Consider the following 20226-nt stretch of genomic DNA (forward strand, 5'->3'; position numbering starts at 1 on the left):
AAAGTAGAGAAAATAGGTTAGAAATGATTTAAATTATATATTTTCTATACGCAAATAATTAAAGTTAGTAAAATGATGAAAGTTATATGTGAGAAAAGAGGATTTTTAGTGAAAATGAATAGAAGAAAACTAGTTTCAAATATTTCAATGGCTATGTTACTAATGGGTTTAATTGCATTCATATTTATGAATAAAGAATCTGAAATTAAAGATTTTCCAGTACCAATGTCAGCAATCCATATTAACGATGAAAAGGAAGAGGCTTATAAATATATAAGTGTAATGCCAATTACAAAGGCGAGTGGATGGGAGAACTTAGGGGAAAACGGGCATACTGTTAGTTTTAAAAAAGGGGAGAGGAATGTAACTGTAATACATTATCCGGGAGAACTAACGTATTATTTATTTGAGAAAAAGGTGAATATGGGAGATAAGATAAAGATGTAATTCGTTAAGAGTTATATCTTTTCTTTTGATTCTGAATTATTTGAACTAAAACCAGATAGATGGTTTGATAGATGTAGTGATAAATATGATAAGTTCTATATGTTAATAAAAAGAACTGAAGAGAACATAAAATTATTATGTAAACTAAAAGTTGTAAGTGGGAGATAAATTATATCCTAAGGGGGAACTAAAAATGTTGCTAAAAACAATCTACTGTAAGGTGGAAGAAGAGAAAAAAGAGTTATTTTCAATCGCACAAGAAAAATGGCGTGATATACAGCAATTAGATGGATTTCATGGACAATTTGGTGGATGGAATGAAGCTGAGGCATGTGTATTTACTTTATGGGAAGATCGAAGTGCATATCAATCATTTATGAATGGTGCTCACGATACAATTTATGAAAATAGTAATCAAGAGGATACGTTTCTTTCATGTGAAATTGAACTGTTTCAAACGTTGTATGATATAACTGATATGCCTTTAAAAGATGTTGTTACAGAAGGATCATTCGTCAGAGTTGCTATATGTGATGTAAAGCTGGGAAAGGAAAAGTATTTCTTACATAAACAAGAAACAATTTGGAATAAAGGGATGGAAACTGCAAAAGGGATGTTAGGTGGAGTTATTGGGAAGTCTTTAAAAACTGAAAATCGTTACATAGTGTTAACTTATTGGAAAGATGAAATGGCGCATCAAAATTATGTAGAAGAGATTTTCCCAGAGTTGTATAAACTAGCTAATATTCATGATGATTTAAAAGAGATAAGAGGTAAACAAGCTATATGTAAGGAGGAGTGGCTTGTATATTAAGTGTACAAAACGTGCATAAATGAATGTATAATAAAGATATTTTCTTATAAATGAGTAATTAATAGAAGACGTTATATACCCTTTCATGTTAATATATTTAAGTTATAATAGAAGGCTTACCCTTATGTATTGTACGGTAGAAGCAGTGTGAGCTTGAAATTTTGTTTAGAAAAGGATGTGCCTAATTTGCGTATCAATAAATTTATTAGTGAAGCTGGAAAAGCGTCTCGACGTGGAGCAGATAAATTAATTAATGAGAGAAGAGTAATTATTAACGGTAAGGTTGCAAAAATTGGTGACCAAGTAAATCCAGGTGATGATGTACGTGTAAACGGAGAGCAACTTCGTATCGCTCGAGATCACGTATATATCGCTTTAAATAAACCAGTAGGTATTACATGTACGAGTGAAAAATCAGTAAAAGGTAATATTATCGATTTAGTGAATCATCCATTACGAATTAGTCACATTGGACGTCTTGATAAAGACTCAGACGGTTTAATTTTGTTAACGAATGATGGTGATATCGTTAATGAAATTTTACGTGCTGAAAACAAACATGAGAAAGAATATATCGTTTCAGTAGATAAGCCAATTACACCTGATTTCTTAGAAAAAATGGCAGCTGGTGTGAAAATTTTAGGAACGAAAACCCTCCCTTGTGAGATCACACAGTTATCAAAATATGAGTTCAAAATTATTTTAACACAAGGGTTGAATCGCCAAATTCGCCGTATGTGTGAAGCTTTAGGTTATCAAGTATACACGTTAAAACGTACGAGAATTATGAATATCGAATTGAATAATTTACCTGTTGGACAGTGGAGAGATTTATCAAAGAAAGAGAAAAGACGTCTATTTTCAGACTTAAATTACGAACCACAAGATTGGTAAATTTGAGAAGAGGAAACCAAAAATTTAGTTTTGGTTTCTTTTTTTATTAAATAAAAAATCTTTTTTAAACACTTGCAAAAATAAAATGAATAAGATATAGTAAATAACAATTAATGGATGTACTTATAAAAGCAAAGAAAAGGACACGAGTTATTTTACCCGGTTATACAGAGAAGGAAGGAAAGCTGAGAACTTCCTAACGCAGAAAAATAACTTACCACCTTAGAGCTGCACTAGGGAAACTAAGTATCTAGTGCCGTGTAAGCGACGTTATCGCAAAAGAAGCCATTGCATTTTGTGATGGGAATCTGGGTGGAACCACGGATATAAGCATATTCGTCCCTATTTTAGGGATGAATATGCTTTTTTGCATTCAATTTCATAATAAGCGAAGAAAAGGACATGAGTTATTTTACCCGGTTATACAGAGAAGGAAGGAAAGCTGAGAACTTCCTAACGCAGAAAAATAACTTACCACCTTAGAGCTGCACTGGGGAAATGAAGTATCTAGTGCCGTGTAAACGACGTTACCGTAAAAGAAGCCATTGTATATTTACAATGGGAATCTGGGTGGAACCACGGGTATAAGCACGCTCGTCCCTATTTTAGGGATGAGTGTGCTTTTTATTATGAAATGGAGAGATGAAAAATGAAAGAACAAATGATTGAAATTAAATTTCCAGATGGTAGCGTGAAAGAATTTGTAAAAGGAATTACTTTAGAAGAAATTGCTGGATCCATTAGCAGTAGTTTAAAAAAGAAAGCAGTCGCAGGGAAAGTAAATAATCAGTTATATGATTTACGCCGAAATATTGAAGGAAATGCGGAAATAGAAATCGTTGCTATAGATTCAAATGAAGGGGTAGAAATTGCAAGACACTCCGCGGCACATATTTTAGCGCAAGCTGTAAAAAGATTGTATGGTGATATAAAACTTGGAGTAGGGCCTGTGATTGAAAATGGTTTTTATTATGATATGGATCTTCCGAGTAGTGTAAATGTAGAAGATTTACCGAAAATCGAAAAAGAAATGAAAAAAATTATAAATGAAAATATAAAAATAGAGCGAGTTGAAGTTTCACGAGAAGAGGCAAAAAAATTGTTTCTAGAAATGAATGATCATCTGAAATTAGAATTGTTAGAGGCAATTCCTAGTGGGGAAAGTGTAACACTATATAAACAAGGTGAATTTGTAGATCTATGTAGAGGACCACATTTACCGTCAACAGGCTATTTGAAAGCCTTCCAATTAACTCACGTTTCAGGTGCATATTGGCGAGGAGATAGTAACAATCAAGTGCTTCAGCGTATATATGGCGTTGCATTCTCTTCTCAAAAAGAATTAGAAGAGTATTTACATTTCGTTGAAGAAGCAGCAAAGAGAAATCATCGCAAATTAGGTAGTGAGCTGGAGTTATTTATGTTTTCTGAAGAGGCTCCTGGAATGCCATTTTATTTACCGAAAGGACAGATTATCCGAAATGAATTAGAAGCATTTTTAAGAGAAATTCAAAAAGAGTATAAGTATCAAGAAGTACGTACTCCGTTTATGATGAACCAAGAGTTATGGGAGAAATCCGGACACTGGGGACATTACAAAGACAATATGTATTTCTCTGAAGTGGATAATAAAAGCTTCGCATTAAAACCGATGAACTGCCCAGGACATATGTTAATGTTCAAAAATAAATTACACTCTTATCGCGAATTGCCAATTCGTATGTGTGAGTTCGGCCAGGTACACCGACATGAATTTAGCGGGGCATTAAATGGATTATTAAGAGTACGTACTTTCTGCCAAGATGATGCTCATTTATTTGTAACACCAGAACAAATTGAAGATGAAATTAAATCCGTAATGGCGCAAATTGATTACGTTTATAAAACTTTTGGATTCGAATATGAAGTAGAGCTTTCTACTCGTCCAGAAGATTCAATGGGGGATGATAAGTTATGGGAGCAAGCAGAGGCGTCATTAGAAAATGTATTACATTCATTGAATTATAAATATAGACTAAATGAAGGTGACGGTGCATTTTACGGACCGAAAATCGATTTTCATATTAAAGACGCTTTAAATAGAAGTCATCAGTGCGGTACAATCCAGCTAGATTTCCAAATGCCAGAGAAGTTTGATTTAAATTATATAGATGAGAAGAATGAAAAAAGAAGACCAGTTGTCATTCACAGGGCAGTATTAGGATCTTTAGATCGTTTCTTAGCGATATTAATTGAGCACTTTGGAGGTGCGTTCCCGGCATGGGTGGCACCAGTTCAAGTGAAAGTTATTCCAGTTTCGAATGCAGCCCATGTACAATATGCAGATGAGGTTGTGGATAAATTAGCACAAGCTGGTGTTCGTGTCGAAAGAGATGTACGAGATGAAAAGTTAGGCTATAAAATAAGAGAGGCACAAATGCAAAAGGTTCCTTATGTTCTTGTTATTGGGGATAAGGAAATGGAGAACGGAGCTGTTAATGTACGTAAATATGGGGAAGAAAAATCAGAAGTTGTTGAACTAAATGGATTTGTGGAGAGTATGAAAGAGGAAATAAATAATCGAAAATAGAGTTTAAAAAGAAAACACACCACTTCATAATGGTGTGTTTTCTTTTTTATCTTACAAAAATGTAAGGTAAATGTAAGCGAAATCGAGGGAACAAGTTGTAGAAAAATGAGAATATGAAGTAGGAAACAGGTTCATGTAGTCTGTGTAACCCTAATAGGATAATAATTAAAAAACTCTTCAGAATTTACATGAGAAAAAGATAAGAAATATGTGAGAAATTCATTTTATACAAAAGGGATGGAGTGAGAGAGATGTCAACAAATGTAGTTACTGTAGAAAGTGTAGAAAAAACGTATGGGAAAAGAAATGAGAATCAGTCAAAAGCGTTAAGGGGCGTATCGTTAAGTATTAAGGAAGGAGAATTTGTCGGAATCATGGGGCCTTCTGGATCTGGAAAAACGACTTTACTTAATGTGATTAGTACATTGGATCAAGCGACAGGTGGTAGTGTGACGATAGCTGGCACAAATATTACTTCTATGAAGGGGAATGCATTGTCAGATTTTCGCTCTCAAAAATTAGGTTTCATTTTTCAAGATTTTAACTTACTTGAAAACTTATCAATTTATGAAAATATTGCTTTACCACTTTCTTTGCAAGGCGTACCTTCAAGTGAGATTACTGGAAAGGTGAATGAGGTTGCAAAGAAGTTAGGGATTACTGAAATTTTAACGAAATATCCAACTGCTGTTTCTGGTGGACAAAAGCAAAGAACAGCGGCAGCACGAGCTTTAGTACATAATCCAGCAATTGTATTAGCAGATGAACCGACAGGGGCGCTAGATAGTAAAAATGCAAAAAGCTTATTAGAAGCGATGCAAGATTTACATGAAAATCACAATGTAAGTATTTTAATGGTAACGCATGATGCATTTAGTGCGAGTTATTGTGAGCGTATATTATTTATTCAAGACGGCCTTTTATATAAAGAGCTAAAGCGTCAAGGAACACGAGAAAATTTCTATCAAGACATTTTAGGTGTGCTCGCTCATATGGGTTCAGCTACTGAGTCTAAGTAGGGGGTGAGACTATGCTATTCAAATTATCACGTCATAGTATGAAAAAGATGTTAAAAGATTATATGGTTTTACTTATTGGTCTCGTTATTAGTATTAGTATTTTCTACATGTTCCAAACGATGGCGATGAATAGTGAATTTACGAAGGATAATAGTCTTATTAGTAGTATTAGACTCGTATTCTGGGTAGGTGCCATACTATTATCTTTCATTACTGTATTTTATATTATATATGCCAATTCTTTCTTACTCACATTAAGAAGAAAAGAACTCGGTATGTATATGATGCTCGGCGCGAAAAAGAAAAAAGTAGCACAGTTATTATTTATTGAAACATTCGGTATGGGTATTGTCAGCATTATTATCGGGATTTTAGTAGGGATGTTACTTGCAAGTGTAGCAGGAAATTTTTTAATGAATGGTATGGAAATTTCAGCAAAAGGTAGTTACGCATCTATATACATACCAGCAATTTTAGTTACAGCTATTTTCTTCTTAATACTATTTTTCATTACTGGCTTAATGAACAGTGTCCGATTGTTACGTAAAACCGAACTAGAGTTAATTCGTGAAGATGAAACGCTAGATGAAGTGAAGAAAAGTAAAACTCGCATTATTATAATGACAGTAAACGGTGTACTGCTAGTAAGTACAGGTTACTATTTTATGGTCAATATAAAAATGTTTGCTGAACTCGGTTTTATAATAGCGACAATCGTTACAACACTTGGAACATATTTTATCTTTAGTTCATTGCTCCCATTTTTTGTTATGAAAATTAAAGGGAATAAAAAACGAAATGAAACGGGTTTAAATAGTTTTACATATGCACAGCTACGATTTCGAGTAAATAGTTTATCAAGAGTATTAGGTACGGTAGCGATGTTAATTGCATTAGGTGCAGGTGCGATGACGGCAGGGATGGCATTTCAAAAAAATGTAGGCATTATGACAGACTTTTCTCGTGTATATGATGTTGTAATTCATGATCCAAATGATCAAGATAAAGCGGCCTTAAAAGAAATGGAAATTGTAGAAGAAAGCAAGTATAAGTATAAAGTAGATGGAGAAGCGGTTTATTATTTACGTAATGACTTAACTGAGAAACCACCACTCGTTTCCGATCACTTTGATACAAAAACTTTAAAAGAGCCTGCTCGTAAACGTGTGGCTGAACCTTTAACTGAACCTGTTTATACTGCTTTGGAAGCTCCTGAAGTAGCGAATAAGCTTCCTCGTATGCCAAAAGATTGGGAAAATGCGATTGCAAGAGAGATACAAATTACACATAATCAATTCAACGGAAAACCTGTAAGAATTGCAGATGAAGCCTATTATAAAGGAATTCAAGGAATAGAACACACTGTAACATTAGCAAAAGTAGATGATATGAAAAAGTATAAACCGTTGTTGATTGAAATAGATAAGAGACAAAAAGAACAAATTGAAAAAACAACAGGTACAAAAGTAGACATATTTACGAAAATGACAATTTATCAGTTAACGAGCAGTTTTATGAGCGGAACAATGTTTATGGGATTTTTCCTCGGAATTGCCTTTTTAGCAATGATGGCAAGTTCTCTTATGTTCAAAATATTAACAGGTGCTTCTCGTGATGTACGACGTTATGAAATGTTACGAAAAATTGGTGTGAGACGTAGTATGTTAACGAAAAGTATATATAAAGAAATTTCATATTTATTTATCTTCCCAGCAATTATTGGAATTTCCCACGTGTTAGTAGGACTTAACTTATTTAGCTTTATATTAGTTGACCCGTTTGTAAAGGTGTGGGTGCCGATAGGGATTTTCTTAGTCATTTATTTCATCTATTACTGGATAACTGTCCAACTTTATAAAGGTATGGTAATGCCGAAAGAAGAGGTAGCTAAATAGTTTAAGAACAGAGTCTTTGTTTAGAAAACAAGGGCTTTTTTCTTTATTTCTAATACATTGTGATCGAGTCTTTCTATGAATTTTATATTGAAAATTAAGAAAATGTTAAGGGTTTATATAGCTGAAAGTTAAGAAGTGTATGGGATATTAAGAATGTATAAAAGATGATGGCGAAATTAGAAAGTACAATTGTTGTTCATTCATATTATTTTGGGCTAGTTTTGCAGAACGAAATTGATGTTTTTATAAATTTAAAAGAAAGGAAACTACTTATGAAGAAGATAATAAAGTTAATAAAACTTATTGGTGCCATCACTACACTATTATTAATCGTAGCACTAATATTTCCTACATGGACTTCGCAAATAAAAGGGAAAAACAGTATAAGTACATTAGAGCAAGTTGAGATAAATGGAAGTGGTCATGAAATTATGATACGCGGCAAAGATAAGAACAATCCCGTAATTCTTTTTGTACATGGTGGACCAGGTACTTCAGAAATACCATATGCGCAAAAATACCAAAAATTATTGGAAGAGAGATTCACAGTTGTTAATTACGATCAAAGAGCGAGCGGGAAGTCGTATCATTTCTTTGAAGACTATTCGAATCTTACATCAGAACTTCTTGTAGAAGATTTATTAGCTATGACAGATTATGTTTCAAAACGTCTAGGTAAAGAAAAATTAATATTGGTTGGTCATTCTTACGGTACCTATATCGGAATGCAAGCTGCCAATAAAGCCCCTGAAAAATATGAAGCTTATGTTGGCATTGGACAAATGAGTGATACAGTAGAAAGTGAAATGGATAGTTTAAACTATGTGATTGAACAGGCACAAAATGCTGGGAATACAGATGAGGTTTCCTATTTAAATGGGTTGACTGAAAAAATTAAAAATGGTGATACATACACTCCGAGAAATTATGTTGCGAAATATGGTGGAACATCAAGACTCATTGAAAATCCAGATGGTGATAACATGGGGATGTTACTCAGTAATGAATATAACTTGTTAGACGTAATTCGTTATAATATTGGATTATTACATTCTCAAACGGTCTTATTAGAAAAGGATTTAAAAAATCCATTGCCTAATAAGGTGACTAAAATGAAGCTACCGTTTTATTTCCTTATGGGGAAATATGATTATAACACTTCATCACATGCGGCAAAAACATATTTTAATACGATTGAAGCAGAGAAAAAAGAATTTATTACTTTTGAAAAATCCGCGCATTATCCGCAATTTGAAGAGAAGGAAAGGTTTTATGAGTGGATGTGCGATACATTTGCAAAATAAATAAAGTGTATCCGGACTATAGAGAATTAAAAAAAGTTAGCGAGATATATCATTACAAAAAGCGAAGTTAAATAAAAAAGACTCTTGTATAAAAAAACAAGAGTCTTTTTTATAATGTTCTTTATACAGAAGGAAAAGATTGGATAATAGTCGAAAAATATAATATAACTTCCAAGAAATGACTAGAATAATAAAATTTTGTCGAGAGAAAGGGTTAGAAGTATGAAAGAAATGCTACAGTTATTTCGCAACAAAGTGTATGCACGTTTTTTTCTAGCAAATATTTTAGAGCGACTCGGTTCTATGATTGCTGGAGTTTCTTTAATGTTTTATTTGCTAGATCAATACGGAAAACAACCAGTTTACGCAACGATGACACAAATTATGATGGCATTACCTGCATTAATCTTTTTTCTATTAGTAGGGACAGTAGTGGATCGTTTTGATAGACAGCGTATTTGTACGGTAAGTAACATATGTTGTTCGCTCTGTAATATCGGAATTCTAATTTCGCTTTATTACGGGATGATTATACTCGTCTTTATATTTTTATTTTTGGAAAATGCATGTATACAATTTTTCTCTCCATCAGAACAGTCGATGATACAGGGAGTAGTTGAATCCGACCAATACGGTGCAGCAGCAGGTGTGAATCAAATGATGAATAGTTTGTATGCCTTGTTTGGTGTAGGAATTGCAACGATGGTGTACTGGACTTTTGGAATATACGGGAGCATTTTAGTAAATACGTTCACCTTTATTATGAGTGGTATTTTGATTCAAACGATATCCATTCCAGAAAAAGTTCGTTTGCCAAATGGGAGAACAAAATGGAAAGAAGTTAATTTGAAAATGTTAATAACAGAGTTTCAAGAAGGGATCAAGTATATGTCCCAAAATGAAACTTTAAAAAAATTACTTCTAGGATTTATTGTATTTGGATTATTGAATGGTATTTTAAGCGTATCAACAACTTACATATTAAAATACAAATTAGCACCAACAACGTATGAAAGTTTAGCGATGGTGGGCGGTGTGGTTGGAGGAATTTCATTACTAATTGGAAGTATAGTAGCAACAAGTGTAGGTAAGAAATATGCACCCAAACCTATTATTGTATTTGGTATGGCGGGCTCAGGAGTCTTTTTCGGTATGTGTTACTTTGTAAACCACGTATGGTCTTTTTATGTATGTATCGCTTTTGCGACTTTCTTTTTACCGTTTATTAATGTTGCAATCATGGGGTGGATGTATGAAATTGTAGAAGAATCATTCATGGGACGTGTTCAAAGTTTACTTAGTCCATTAACGACAGGATTCCAGCTGTTATCCCTCGGTGCGATAGCGATGTTGTTCCCGAAATGGATTCGTGCAGATACATTGTTTATTATTTTATTTGGTTTATTATTTTTTGTTACGTGTTTATATCAAGCTATTCTACCAAGTGGGCAAAAGCAAGTACATGCTGTAGCTAAAGAGATGTGATATATTTAGTTTTTTTCGAATATTACGTTTAATGGTAAGGGGAAATCGTTATGTTGATGCGAATGGTTAAGTGGTGTGGGATTACATGTTTACAATTATTAGCTGCAATCTTATGTATAATCTGTCTAGGTGCACTACCGCGTTTATTTAAGGGATTGCAAATTGATTTAATCGGTTTTTGGAACACGATTGTATTTCTTGGGGGAAAGTTACTTCAACCAGGAGAAATAACATATGGATTTCGGGACTCAAGAAAATTATTTCCGCAAATATGGATTCATTATATTGAAACGATGATTGTATTTCTTTCAGCTTTTTTACTCTCTTTGCTTATTGCGTATATACTTGTCATTTGGGTATTACAGCGTTCTCATATGAAACAGAAAATGTGGAACGGGATTTTTCTTACGCTTGAGAGTATACCAGATATATTACTTATTTTATTATCGCAACTTCTTGTCGTAATTATGTTTCAAAAAACAGGATTTATGCCGATCAAACTGGCTGGATTAGGGGAAGAAAGGATACGTTTGTTACCAATTATATGTCTTACAATACCAACAACATTATTGTTTATTAAACTGTTGTTATTACGGTTTAAAGAAGAATTAGAGAAAGATTATAGTTTGTTTGCCAAGAGTAAAGGGCTAAGCTTACGGTATATTTTGACACATCATATTTCAAGAAATGTTTTATTAACGACAATTTATTACGCGAAAACAAATATTTTATTTATGCTTTCCAATTTATATATTATTGAATGGATATTTAATACATATGGTATGTTTGTTTTTGTGAAAGGAAATTCAAAATTAGAAATATTTATGGTGAGTCTAGTAATATTATATGTACCGCTTTTTATACTATTTCGTATATTACATACGCTCTTACAAAATGTGATAAAGGAGCGTGTGTAACATGTGGCAAGTTGTAAAAAGAGATGTGAGATTTTGGATAGGTATTACTTTTTTGAGTGTACTAATGATTGTTAGTATTGGATATACGTTGTTTTTTGATGGGAATATTCGTGAACTTACGATGATGTATAACGAAAAAGGAGAACTAGAGGCAGCTCCATTTTCGCCATCAAGTAAATTTTGGTTTGGAAGTGATGTGAAAGGCCGCGACCTTGTTCAATTAATAATAGAAGGCGCGAAATGGACAGTTGGAGCGAGTATAATTATAGCGATATTACGAGTTATAGTTGGAGGGGGAGCTGGTTTACTGTTTGGTATGTATGGTAAACGTTCTTTTCCAGTTATTTCATCCTTTTTTGATCCTTTTAGTATTGTACCAATGGTCATGATTTCTTATTTTATGCTAAATGAAGTTTTAACGTTTGACAGTGGAGCGGAAGTTGTGCCGTTGTATTTGCGGGTCGCATTTCAAATTATAGTTCTTGTATGTCTTGCTGTACCAACGGTTATGTTGTATGTAGCGCAAGAAGTAAAGCGTATTAAGAAAGAAGAATTTATGTTGGCAGCTACTGTGCTCGGTGGAAGTAAGTGGCATCGGTTGAAGCGCCATATATGGCCGCATATGTTACCACCATTTCTTTTATTAGTAGCTCAACAATTTGTGAGTACTTTATTGCTTCTTTTACACCTTGGTTTGTTGCAATTATTTTTTGGTGGAACTATAACCTTCAGTGGAATGGATCCAGATAGTGTAACAAAAGAATGGACTGGCCTAATTGGTCAAAACTTCCGTCACTTAACTACACATACATGGATTGTACTTATACCAATTGCTTTTTATAGTATGACAATTTTAGCGGGAAATCTAGTTAGTAATAGTATGCAAGATGCGATTAAACTGGGAAATGTAAGAATGACTAAGAGTAAAGATAAAGAAAGGAAGGAAGAGATACAAGTGCAACATACTGTGAATGATTTTTCTTTCTATAGAGAGCTACAAAAATAAAGAAAGATAGCTGAAGACAAATCGTTTTCAGCTATCTTTTTTTCGTTTCATTTAGTGGTGTCCAGTTAATAGAGTAAACACTATTATTAGTAAAAATCCACCAGTTGCCCACATTAAAAATGTAAGGAAAGAAAGCTGTTTCTTTGCCTTCCAAAGCATTTCATGAATTGTAACATAGCCAAGTGAACCGATAGCACTCCCCATAATGAGTCCTTGTAAATGTAGAGCTTTTCCTTCCATCAAAATGCCAAAAACCGTACCAGTACCGAGAATAAGAGAAAGTAATAAAGTTGTTAATAAAAAGGAAACATATTTATGCTTTGTAAAGAGAAAGGGGATAATTAATGCTAATCCTTCAGGAATATGGTGAACGACAATTGCTATTAAAAAAGGAATGGCAGAGTCAGCATGATTAATAAAAGCTGTACCTAAAGCAAATCCACTCGGCAAATTATGAATAAATATAGCGAAAGAGAGAAAAAGGAAAGTTTGCCAAGCTTGTTGATCTTTTTTATGTATCATTGGATGATGACAATAGTTATCTAATAAGCTCATAACTAAAATACCGATAGCTATACCAAGTATAGGACCAATTATTTCAAAGCTTGAAAAAGTTTCAGGAATAATTTCAAGAGATAAAAGTCCTAGCAAAATTCCGCCACATAATGCGTATAAACGATGCATTTTTTCTTCAATTAGCTGGCGCGTAGCAATGCCGACAGCACCGCCTAATAGTAATCCACCGAATGAAAAAAATGTAACTATCATAGGAATCCATAATCGTTCCATCGTATCACACTCCGATTTTTCCGCTTATTTTTAGCTTACGAAAAGGAAAGTTAGATTAGTCCAAGTAATTGTGTTTGATTATAGAGAAAAAACTAGCAATTCGTTATAATTTATATATTAAATATAAGTGGAAAATGAAATGGGGAATACAATTGCAAACAAAATGGAGTCTTTCTGAATATGAAAATCCAAAACGATATGATGCGGAAAATAAAAGTTTTTCAGATTTTCCGTTTTTACTATCATGGGCACAAAAACTAAATATCAAAAATGAATGGATTCTAGATATTGCTTGCGGAACAGGAAGAGTTACCATTCCCTTTATAGAAAACGGATATAAAATAATCGGTGTAGATATACATGAAGGAATGCTTGCTGAAGCGAAGAGAAAATCTATGAAATATAAGAAAGTAAGATGGTTACAACAAGACTGCTTACAATTGAAGATTGAAGAAACAATTCCGTTAGCATTTATGGTTGGCCATGGATTTCAACATTTTCTTACGAACACTGATCAAAATAAGTTATTAACATCTATTCATCATGTGTTAGCTGATAATGGTATATTCATATTCGATACACGTTTTCCTTCAAAAGAAGAATTAATACAACCATCTACAGAAGAATATTGGACAACTATTAGTGATGAAAAGGGAAGAAAATGTGATTTATATACTGAAATGACATATGATTCAATTCAGCAAATACAGCACTACATAACAACAAGAAGGTTTTATGAGGGTGATGTGCAAGTAGAAGAACTGAAAACAACGATTGATCTTCGCTATACTTATCCGCAGGAGTTAGAAAGAGTATTAGTGGCGAATGGTTTTGAACTATTACATATATATAATGATTGGGAAGGAAATGAGTTAGGAGAAGACTGCTATTCTATGGTAGTAGTTAGTCAGAAGAAAAAATAATATTATTTTAAAAATATGAGTGTAAAAAGTTTGTAAGGAGAGAAAAAGATGCCTTGGTACCTAGATAATGTTTATGAATTAAATAAAGAAGCGCCCTATACATTCTACCTTCCTAGTTCAGAAGTGTTGGAGAAGTTAAAGGTTGGAGATTTGGTAAAGTTAATTTTTGTATCTAAAAATGAGGAAGAAGATGGGTTTCATGGTGAAAGAATGTGGGTTGAAATTACTGAAAGGAACGAGAAAAATTTTGTAGGGACACTCAATAATAATCCGTATCGTTTAGATTTAAAAATAGGTGATAAAATTTCATTTGGAATTGACAATATATGCGATACGGAATATAACGATCCAGCTTCAAAAGATTGGGACTTTTATTTTGATACGAAGGTAATTGTTAGTAATGATGTACTTGAAAAAAGAGAATTTAACTTTATGCTTAAAGAGGATTCAAGAGAAGAAGGTGACTCTGGTTGGTCAATACTGAGTGGTTATGAAAGTGATGACTATGTCAATAATCCTAAAAACTTTCAAATTATTTCAATTGGAGTCATTTTGAATATAGATGATTCTATTTTAAAATTTCTTGAGGAACCACCTTTATGTGCATATGAAAGAAATGATGAAGGTAGATTCTATAAAATTGAAGACTACGATTGGGATGCATATTTAAATGGATAGAAGAATTTACTATGTTTTAAAGAAAAGTACATTTAGAGAATCAAGAGCATCCTGCTGAAAAGAAGATGAGAGATTTAATGCAGCATGTACAAGAACAGTATATGAATAAAGTGAAATAGTTATTATGTTAGATCGCAGAAATTTAAAAGTGGTGGAAATTGAAGAGAGTAGTAGTAAATGGAGGGTTTTGTAATGCAGCAAATTAAAAAAATAGGAAACTCATTTTGGTATATGACACCTGTTTCTGAAACAGATAGACCTATATTAGGAATGGTCGTTGGACGAGATAAAACTTTAATGATTGATGCTGGGAATTCAGAAGAACATGCACAATTATTTCTAGAAATGCTAAAAGAACAAAATGTATCAAGTCCGGATCTCGTAGCATTAACGCATTGGCACTGGGATCATATTTTTGGATTGCCTGTACTACAAAATGCATTAACTATTGCGCATGCTGAAACGAAAAAAGAAATGCAATCACTAGTATTTTATGAATGGACAGATGAAGCGTTGGACGCACGCGTAAAAGAGGGTACTGAAATTGCATTTTGTGCGGATTGCATCAAAAAAGAGTTTGAAGAAAAAGAGAGAAATATTAAAATTATTCCTCCAACCTTAACGTTCCAGGATCAAATTGAATTAGACCTTGGTGAAGTGACATGCGTGTTAAAACATGTCGGCGGAGATCATGCACATGATTCAGTTGTTATTTACGTGAAAGAAGAAAAGATATTATTTTTAGGAGACTGTATATATGCAGATATCTTTTCTTCAAAGTGGAATTATACGACGAAACGAACGTTTAAATTAATAGATGAATTAGAGAAATTTGATGCGGAGACATATATTCTGTCTCATGGGACAGCTATAAGTAGGGATGAATTTTTAAACGAGATGTATTTGCTAAAAACAGTAGGAACATATACAGAAGCTCATAAAGGCGATGAAGAGAATATAAAGGAAGCATATAAACGAGACGTAAATAGAGAATTAAATGAAGATGAAATAGAAACAATAACGTTTTTTGTAAATGGTTATGAAATGAATAATCTGTAAAACACAACATTAATCAAATTGAATAAAATTGCGCAAAAAGAGTATTGAAATTTAATTCAATACTCTTTTTAATAGTTAAATATGTAGTTTTAACCAAATTCTAAATATGGGAGTTCATCGTCTGAAGCAATGTCATTCTATCTATTTTTCGTATAGATAGAGGTTCAAGTAGAAGCTTTCTTCGCTAATTCAGTTATATAGTTAAAAAATCCATTGTGGTTTACATCATATACTACATTTACAGGTCGTCCATCAACAGTTTCCATTGTACGCCCCTGGCTAGGTCCATATGTATGAACAGTACTATTAATTGTTTGTAATTTTGCAAGATCAGATTTTCCTACAAACGCAGCAGTTAATACATCCCACAAATAGTAAGTAGAGTTCGTTGAGAAGTGAACGAGAGGAGGAACCATTGCATAGCATTGACCAAGGAAATCAATACCAATATATTTTCTCTCTTTTGCCCAACTTTCACGTATGTCTATAGTTAATGGAACTTGGTTTGTACTTTCTAGCGTTACTAAGTCGATTTTAATTTTTGATTCCCAAACACGGGCTACTGCTTCAGGGTCCCAAAACGAATTCCACTCAGCTGTTCCATCATGTTCGGGTTCATGAACGTTGCCGGCAGTACGAAATGTGCCTCCCATCCAAATAAGACGTTCAATTTTTTCTTCGATTATTGGTGCTTCATATAGTGCACGCGCTAAATCGGTAAGAGGACCCGTAAATAATAAAGTTGTTTTCTCTTCAGTTTGTAGTAAAGTTTCAATTAAATGATGATGTGCAGGTTTTTCTGCTACGGGTGTTACAACTTTTCCAGACTCATTTAATATTGGTAAAGCATCTACATAAAATGCATGCATCCGCCAATCTTTTGGAAATGGATTTTTGGCACGGGAATTTGATGCGGCTACTTCAATATTTCCTTTGCCGAAGCGATCAATAATTTTGCGACTTGCAGACATTGCTGGTTCCAAATAGCAATCAGCAGGGATAACTGAAACACCTGCAAGTTTGACATTATCCATCTGAAGTAATAAAAATAGTGAAATTAAATCATCTACACCACCATCATGATTGAAGTACACTTTTTTCATCATTGTAATCTCCATCCTATTTGATTTAGTTAGAAATTAAACATGAATTGAGGAAAAGTCATCAATAATTTCAACCACTTCAATTTCGCCATTAATGAGTAGTTCAGGGAGTTCGTTATTCACATTTCCTTTCCAATATTCTCTAGCTTGTTCCATTTTTTGAGAAAAAGGAATAGCATCTTCTTTCGGTAAAAGATTCCCGTCACCTTCAAAAGAACTTCCGATTACTCGTAGTTTAACAATCTGCAAAACTTCTCGATTGTAAGAATCAAATAATGCTTTCCATTTTAAAGCATCTTCATAGCTTTTAGCGGCATATAAACAAGACAACCTTGATGGATAATCAGGATATTCTTGCAGCCTAACCATTTCCACAATCGTTTCTCTAATGGCTCTAATTGTTTGATCCATGTAATTCATAACTACTGTAGCATTTTCATTCTTTATATGTAATTCTTCATTTGTATAATGTTCTTTTAATATTTGTATAGAATCTTCACCACTAGAATTTAAATGTTCTCTTTCAAAAAAGAAGTGGAATAACGTATTAGTTTGATTTTTATTAAATTGAATGCTTTGTCCGATCTTCATTTTTTTCCTTGTTACGATATGATATACGAAAAATCCTTGTTCATTCATGGTTCTCCTCCTAGTAGTAATGTTTAAATTTAGTAATTCAACATTGAAATATGTAAAACCTTTATAAGTAAAAGTGAGAATTTGAGTTGAAAGTAAAGAAAATATATGAAAACGTTTTAAATTTGTTCACAAAATGTTCACTTACGAAGAGGTTTCCAATATCGATATAATGACAAAGACTCAAAGAGAAAGGATGATGAATTTTGCCAACAACAAGAAAGGAAAATCTCCAATTTGGTATGATGATGTGCCTTGGGATGGTTATCGTAATGACGTTTTACAATTTACTAACGAATGGATCAGGAGGGCCAATTCATATTAAGGAGATCGCATTAGAACTACTAATTGGATTCATTATTGCACTATTAATTGAAATATGTATCGTTGGACCTTGTGCGAAAAAACTTGTCTTCACGTTACCGTTTGATAAATCGAAAAAAGTAAATATTATTATTTCGATGGCAACAACGATGGTAATCGGAATGGTGTTCTTCATGTCGTTTTATGGTATGGCTATGATGTATTTGCATAATGGGTTACATGGTGAATCATTCGTTTCAATGTATTTCTCGATTTTTATTAAAAACTTCATTATGGCGTATCCATTACAATTAATTATTATGGGGCCGCTAGTGCGTTTCTTATTTGGAAAGTTTGTTTTGAAGAAGAAATCTGTTAATGTAGCGTAGTTATAATTATTAAAATTATATATATTAATAAAAAATAAAAGTGCATCTCAAATATTTTGAGGTGTGTTTTTTTATGGTCATTCGCAGTTATTTTCATACTGATGTGACATTTGTCCTTTTGCCTATATAGGATTATAGCTTTTAATTAAGTCAGAAATAGAAGATTAGGAGATGATTTTTTGAAAGGCATTGTATTTGCTGTATTTGCTGGCGTATTTATTACACTTCAAGGCACATTTAATGCAAAACTTAGTTCACATATTGGTATATGGTCGACAAGTATTATTACGCATTTAATTGGCTTCATTATTGCAACAACAATATTTTTGTTAAAGAAAGAAGAGAAAGTAACGGATTTAAAGCGTGTGAAAAAAATATATTTAGCAGCGGGTGCATTTGGTGTATTAATTATTTGTGCGGAAACGCTGGCAATATATTCACTAGGAGTTACATTGACAGCAGGTACACTTATGGTTGCGCAATTGTTAACAGCAACTTTTATTGAGATGAAAGGATTATTTCAAATGAAAAAGATACAGATGGAGAGATATCATATTGTGGGAACAATAGTAATGATTATAGGTATTGTTGTATTTAATATGTAAATGAAAGGAGGAAATGAAAGTGGAGAATAGATCAGATTTAATTATTCATTACTTGAAAACCAATAAAACACTAGAGGCTTTTTCAGAAATAGATACAGTTTATTTTCAATTAAATCATTTTGAAAAAGGCGAGCTTATTTGCAATATAGATGACGAAATGGATCGTTTATATTTTGTTGTTAAAGGTAAAGTAAAGGTTTATACGATTACACCAGAGGGAAAGAAACTGATTCTTCGTTTTATCAATCTATTGGCGGTTGTTGGTGATATTGAATTCATACAAAATAGCAAAGCGCATAATGCGGTTGAAGCTTGTTCCGAAGTTGTAGCGATCTCTATTTCTCATACGGTTATTAGAAACAAGTTATTACAACATCCTAAATTAATGAATTTCTTGCTTGAAAACATTGCGAACACATTAAAAATATCGACTCGTTTTACAGCTCTTAATTTACTTTATCCTGTAGAAGTACGTGTAGCTAGTTATTTATTTTCAATTTCAACAGATTGTAACGGGAATATGTATAAAGGGGATTTGGATGCAACTTCGGTAACGAGTATTGCGGATTTTATAGGGGGAAGTTATAGGCACGTAATACGGGTATTACAAAAATTTTATAATGAAAAATTAATTGAAAAGAGTAATGGAGTTATTGTAATTAAAGATTTTTCTAGAATGAAGGAAGTCGCTAAAGATAATATATATGAGCAATGAAGGGGAGAGGAAGATTTTGATTGGATTTAGTTTAGCTATATTAGCAGGAATATTAATTAGCTTACAATCTGTTTTTAATGCAAAAGTAAATGAAAATGAAGGACAGTGGTTAACGACTACATGTGTCCTTGGAATAGGTCTCATTAGCTCTATTCTATTTTATATCATTACAGAAAACAGTATTAACATTAAAGTGTATACTACAAATTATTTGTTTTATGTAAGTGGACTGTTTGGCATCGGGTTAATTATTTGTATAATGGGTGCAATAAAGAGCTTAGGTCCAGCATATACGGTGCTAATTAGTCTTATTACTCAATTGGTCGTTGCATTATCCATTGATACATTTGGATTGTTCGGAATGGAGATCGTCCCATTACAAATAAATAAGTTAGTTGGTATAGGCTTATTAATTTTTGGAGTAGGAATTTTTAAAAATATCTTTTCGAATAAGAGAGCTATTAGAATAACTGAGGATGAGATTTAAAGGTTATAAGGATGTTAATAATCAGATTATAGATGTTTATGTATTGGGGAAGGCATTTCATACATGTCTCTGTTAGTGAAGGGTTTATATATATTCGATAAAAAACGTGAATTAGCTATTAGTGTAGTTGAAAAGAAGACGTCAATAAGTTGAGGTCTTCTTATGTATTGTTCTGAGGTTATCAGAACT

Annotated in this window: 20 protein-coding genes and 2 other annotated features; of the genes, 17 read left to right on the top strand and 3 right to left on the bottom strand. The window is 33.0% G+C overall.

The genetic code is table 11. The annotated features are described in order from the left end of the window. Positions 1-72 precede the first annotated feature (72 nt). The 10 genes from AC3WVA_RS11625 (at position 73) to AC3WVA_RS11670 (ending at position 12350) form a co-directional block, all read left to right on the top strand. On the top strand, positions 73-447 hold the full coding sequence (locus AC3WVA_RS11625) for a hypothetical protein (RefSeq protein ID WP_071758190.1): 375 nt from the start codon (positions 73-75) through the stop codon (positions 445-447). 193 nt (positions 448-640) lie between these two features. Further along, positions 641-1261 carry a YdbC family protein gene (locus AC3WVA_RS11630; RefSeq protein ID WP_098345709.1) on the top strand — a complete coding sequence of 207 codons (621 nt, stop codon included), beginning with the start codon at positions 641-643 and terminating at the stop codon, positions 1259-1261. Between the two features lie 186 nt (positions 1262-1447). Further along, a complete protein-coding gene (locus AC3WVA_RS11635; RefSeq protein WP_071758191.1) occupies positions 1448-2155 on the top strand; it encodes a pseudouridine synthase in 708 nt (235 codons plus the stop codon). 125 nt (positions 2156-2280) lie between these two features. Continuing rightward, positions 2281-2502, top strand: a binding site (T-box leader). 35 nt (positions 2503-2537) lie between these two features. Beyond that, positions 2538-2760: a binding site (T-box leader), on the top strand. 44 nt (positions 2761-2804) lie between these two features. Continuing rightward, a complete protein-coding gene (thrS, locus tag AC3WVA_RS11640) occupies positions 2805-4724 on the top strand; it encodes a threonine--tRNA ligase (protein ID WP_098347563.1) in 1920 nt (639 codons plus the stop codon). A 251-nt stretch (positions 4725-4975) separates the two neighbouring features. Next, positions 4976-5743, top strand: coding sequence for an ABC transporter ATP-binding protein (locus AC3WVA_RS11645; protein WP_098347562.1), 768 nt, complete (start codon positions 4976-4978; stop codon positions 5741-5743). 11 nt (positions 5744-5754) lie between these two features. Then, positions 5755-7638, top strand: a complete 1884-nt coding sequence (locus AC3WVA_RS11650; protein WP_098347561.1) for an FtsX-like permease family protein — start codon at positions 5755-5757, stop codon at positions 7636-7638. Positions 7639-7910: 272 nt separating this feature from the next. Next, on the top strand, positions 7911-8942 hold the full coding sequence (locus AC3WVA_RS11655) for an alpha/beta hydrolase (RefSeq protein ID WP_098880978.1): 1032 nt from the start codon (positions 7911-7913) through the stop codon (positions 8940-8942). A gap of 222 nt (positions 8943-9164) precedes the next feature. Next, a complete protein-coding gene (locus AC3WVA_RS11660) occupies positions 9165-10427 on the top strand; it encodes an MFS transporter (protein WP_341013622.1) in 1263 nt (420 codons plus the stop codon). Positions 10428-10477: 50 nt separating this feature from the next. After that, positions 10478-11344 carry an ABC transporter permease subunit gene (locus AC3WVA_RS11665; RefSeq protein WP_141539654.1) on the top strand — a complete coding sequence of 289 codons (867 nt, stop codon included), beginning with the start codon at positions 10478-10480 and terminating at the stop codon, positions 11342-11344. A gap of 1 nt (position 11345) precedes the next feature. Then, complete coding sequence (locus AC3WVA_RS11670) at positions 11346-12350, top strand: ABC transporter permease (RefSeq protein WP_492321922.1); 1005 nt, start codon at positions 11346-11348, stop codon at positions 12348-12350. Between the two features lie 51 nt (positions 12351-12401). Here AC3WVA_RS11670 and AC3WVA_RS11675 read toward each other — a convergent pair whose 3' ends face one another. Continuing rightward, positions 12402-13139 (bottom strand): ZIP family metal transporter, encoded by a 738-nt coding sequence (locus tag AC3WVA_RS11675; RefSeq protein WP_098345652.1) that lies wholly within the window; start codon positions 13137-13139, stop codon positions 12402-12404. 134 nt (positions 13140-13273) lie between these two features. Here AC3WVA_RS11675 and AC3WVA_RS11680 point away from each other — a divergent pair, with 134 nt between their 5' ends. The 3 genes from AC3WVA_RS11680 (at position 13274) to AC3WVA_RS11690 (ending at position 15799) form a co-directional block, all read left to right on the top strand. Beyond that, entirely contained in the window at positions 13274-14062 is a 789-nt protein-coding gene (locus tag AC3WVA_RS11680) for a class I SAM-dependent methyltransferase (RefSeq protein ID WP_098521246.1), read from the top strand. 48 nt (positions 14063-14110) lie between these two features. Next, positions 14111-14740, top strand: a complete 630-nt coding sequence (locus AC3WVA_RS11685; RefSeq protein ID WP_071758199.1) for an immunity protein Imm33 domain-containing protein — start codon at positions 14111-14113, stop codon at positions 14738-14740. 192 nt (positions 14741-14932) lie between these two features. Further along, positions 14933-15799 carry an MBL fold metallo-hydrolase gene (locus AC3WVA_RS11690; RefSeq protein ID WP_098880974.1) on the top strand — a complete coding sequence of 289 codons (867 nt, stop codon included), beginning with the start codon at positions 14933-14935 and terminating at the stop codon, positions 15797-15799. A gap of 164 nt (positions 15800-15963) precedes the next feature. Here the strand turns inward: AC3WVA_RS11690 and AC3WVA_RS11695 are convergent, their stop codons facing one another. Together AC3WVA_RS11695 and AC3WVA_RS11700 are read right to left on the bottom strand one after the other, a co-directional pair. Further along, on the bottom strand, positions 15964-16905 hold the full coding sequence (locus AC3WVA_RS11695; protein ID WP_142342008.1) for a nucleoside hydrolase: 942 nt from the start codon (positions 16903-16905) through the stop codon (positions 15964-15966). A gap of 33 nt (positions 16906-16938) precedes the next feature. Next, positions 16939-17541 (bottom strand): DUF2441 domain-containing protein, encoded by a 603-nt coding sequence (locus AC3WVA_RS11700; RefSeq protein WP_001972497.1) that lies wholly within the window; start codon positions 17539-17541, stop codon positions 16939-16941. A 203-nt stretch (positions 17542-17744) separates the two neighbouring features. Between AC3WVA_RS11700 and AC3WVA_RS11705 the strand changes: the two genes are divergently transcribed. From AC3WVA_RS11705 to AC3WVA_RS11720, 4 genes are all read left to right on the top strand, one after another. Next, the gene (locus AC3WVA_RS11705) at positions 17745-18230 is read left to right on the top strand and encodes a DUF2798 domain-containing protein (RefSeq protein WP_098880972.1); all 486 of its coding nucleotides are present in this window, start codon (positions 17745-17747) and stop codon (positions 18228-18230) included. Between the two features lie 179 nt (positions 18231-18409). Then, positions 18410-18835 (top strand): DMT family transporter, encoded by a 426-nt coding sequence (locus AC3WVA_RS11710; protein ID WP_071758204.1) that lies wholly within the window; start codon positions 18410-18412, stop codon positions 18833-18835. A 19-nt stretch (positions 18836-18854) separates the two neighbouring features. Beyond that, complete coding sequence (locus AC3WVA_RS11715; protein ID WP_492321923.1) at positions 18855-19550, top strand: Crp/Fnr family transcriptional regulator; 696 nt, start codon at positions 18855-18857, stop codon at positions 19548-19550. Between the two features lie 16 nt (positions 19551-19566). Continuing rightward, positions 19567-20037 carry a DMT family transporter gene (locus AC3WVA_RS11720; RefSeq protein ID WP_098880970.1) on the top strand — a complete coding sequence of 157 codons (471 nt, stop codon included), beginning with the start codon at positions 19567-19569 and terminating at the stop codon, positions 20035-20037. Positions 20038-20226 lie beyond the last annotated feature (189 nt).

This window comes from Bacillus sp. EB106-04-02-XG92 (genome assembly GCF_058791995.1).

Coding starts and splice junctions, on each gene's coding strand:
- AC3WVA_RS11625 (WP_071758190.1), top strand. CDS start 73: ATGATGAAAGTTATATGTGAGAAAAGAGGATTTTTAGTGAAAATGAAT.
- AC3WVA_RS11630 (WP_098345709.1), top strand. CDS start 641: ATGTTGCTAAAAACAATCTACTGTAAGGTGGAAGAAGAGAAAAAAGAG.
- thrS (WP_098347563.1), top strand. CDS start 2,805: ATGAAAGAACAAATGATTGAAATTAAATTTCCAGATGGTAGCGTGAAA.
- AC3WVA_RS11645 (WP_098347562.1), top strand. CDS start 4,976: ATGTCAACAAATGTAGTTACTGTAGAAAGTGTAGAAAAAACGTATGGG.
- AC3WVA_RS11650 (WP_098347561.1), top strand. CDS start 5,755: ATGCTATTCAAATTATCACGTCATAGTATGAAAAAGATGTTAAAAGAT.
- AC3WVA_RS11655 (WP_098880978.1), top strand. CDS start 7,911: ATGAAGAAGATAATAAAGTTAATAAAACTTATTGGTGCCATCACTACA.
- AC3WVA_RS11660 (WP_341013622.1), top strand. CDS start 9,165: ATGAAAGAAATGCTACAGTTATTTCGCAACAAAGTGTATGCACGTTTT.
- AC3WVA_RS11665 (WP_141539654.1), top strand. CDS start 10,478: ATGTTGATGCGAATGGTTAAGTGGTGTGGGATTACATGTTTACAATTA.
- AC3WVA_RS11670 (WP_492321922.1), top strand. CDS start 11,346: ATGTGGCAAGTTGTAAAAAGAGATGTGAGATTTTGGATAGGTATTACT.
- AC3WVA_RS11675 (WP_098345652.1), bottom strand. CDS start 13,139: ATGGAACGATTATGGATTCCTATGATAGTTACATTTTTTTCATTCGGT.
- AC3WVA_RS11680 (WP_098521246.1), top strand. CDS start 13,274: ATGAAATGGGGAATACAATTGCAAACAAAATGGAGTCTTTCTGAATAT.
- AC3WVA_RS11685 (WP_071758199.1), top strand. CDS start 14,111: ATGCCTTGGTACCTAGATAATGTTTATGAATTAAATAAAGAAGCGCCC.
- AC3WVA_RS11690 (WP_098880974.1), top strand. CDS start 14,933: ATGCAGCAAATTAAAAAAATAGGAAACTCATTTTGGTATATGACACCT.
- AC3WVA_RS11695 (WP_142342008.1), bottom strand. CDS start 16,905: ATGATGAAAAAAGTGTACTTCAATCATGATGGTGGTGTAGATGATTTA.
- AC3WVA_RS11700 (WP_001972497.1), bottom strand. CDS start 17,541: ATGAATGAACAAGGATTTTTCGTATATCATATCGTAACAAGGAAAAAA.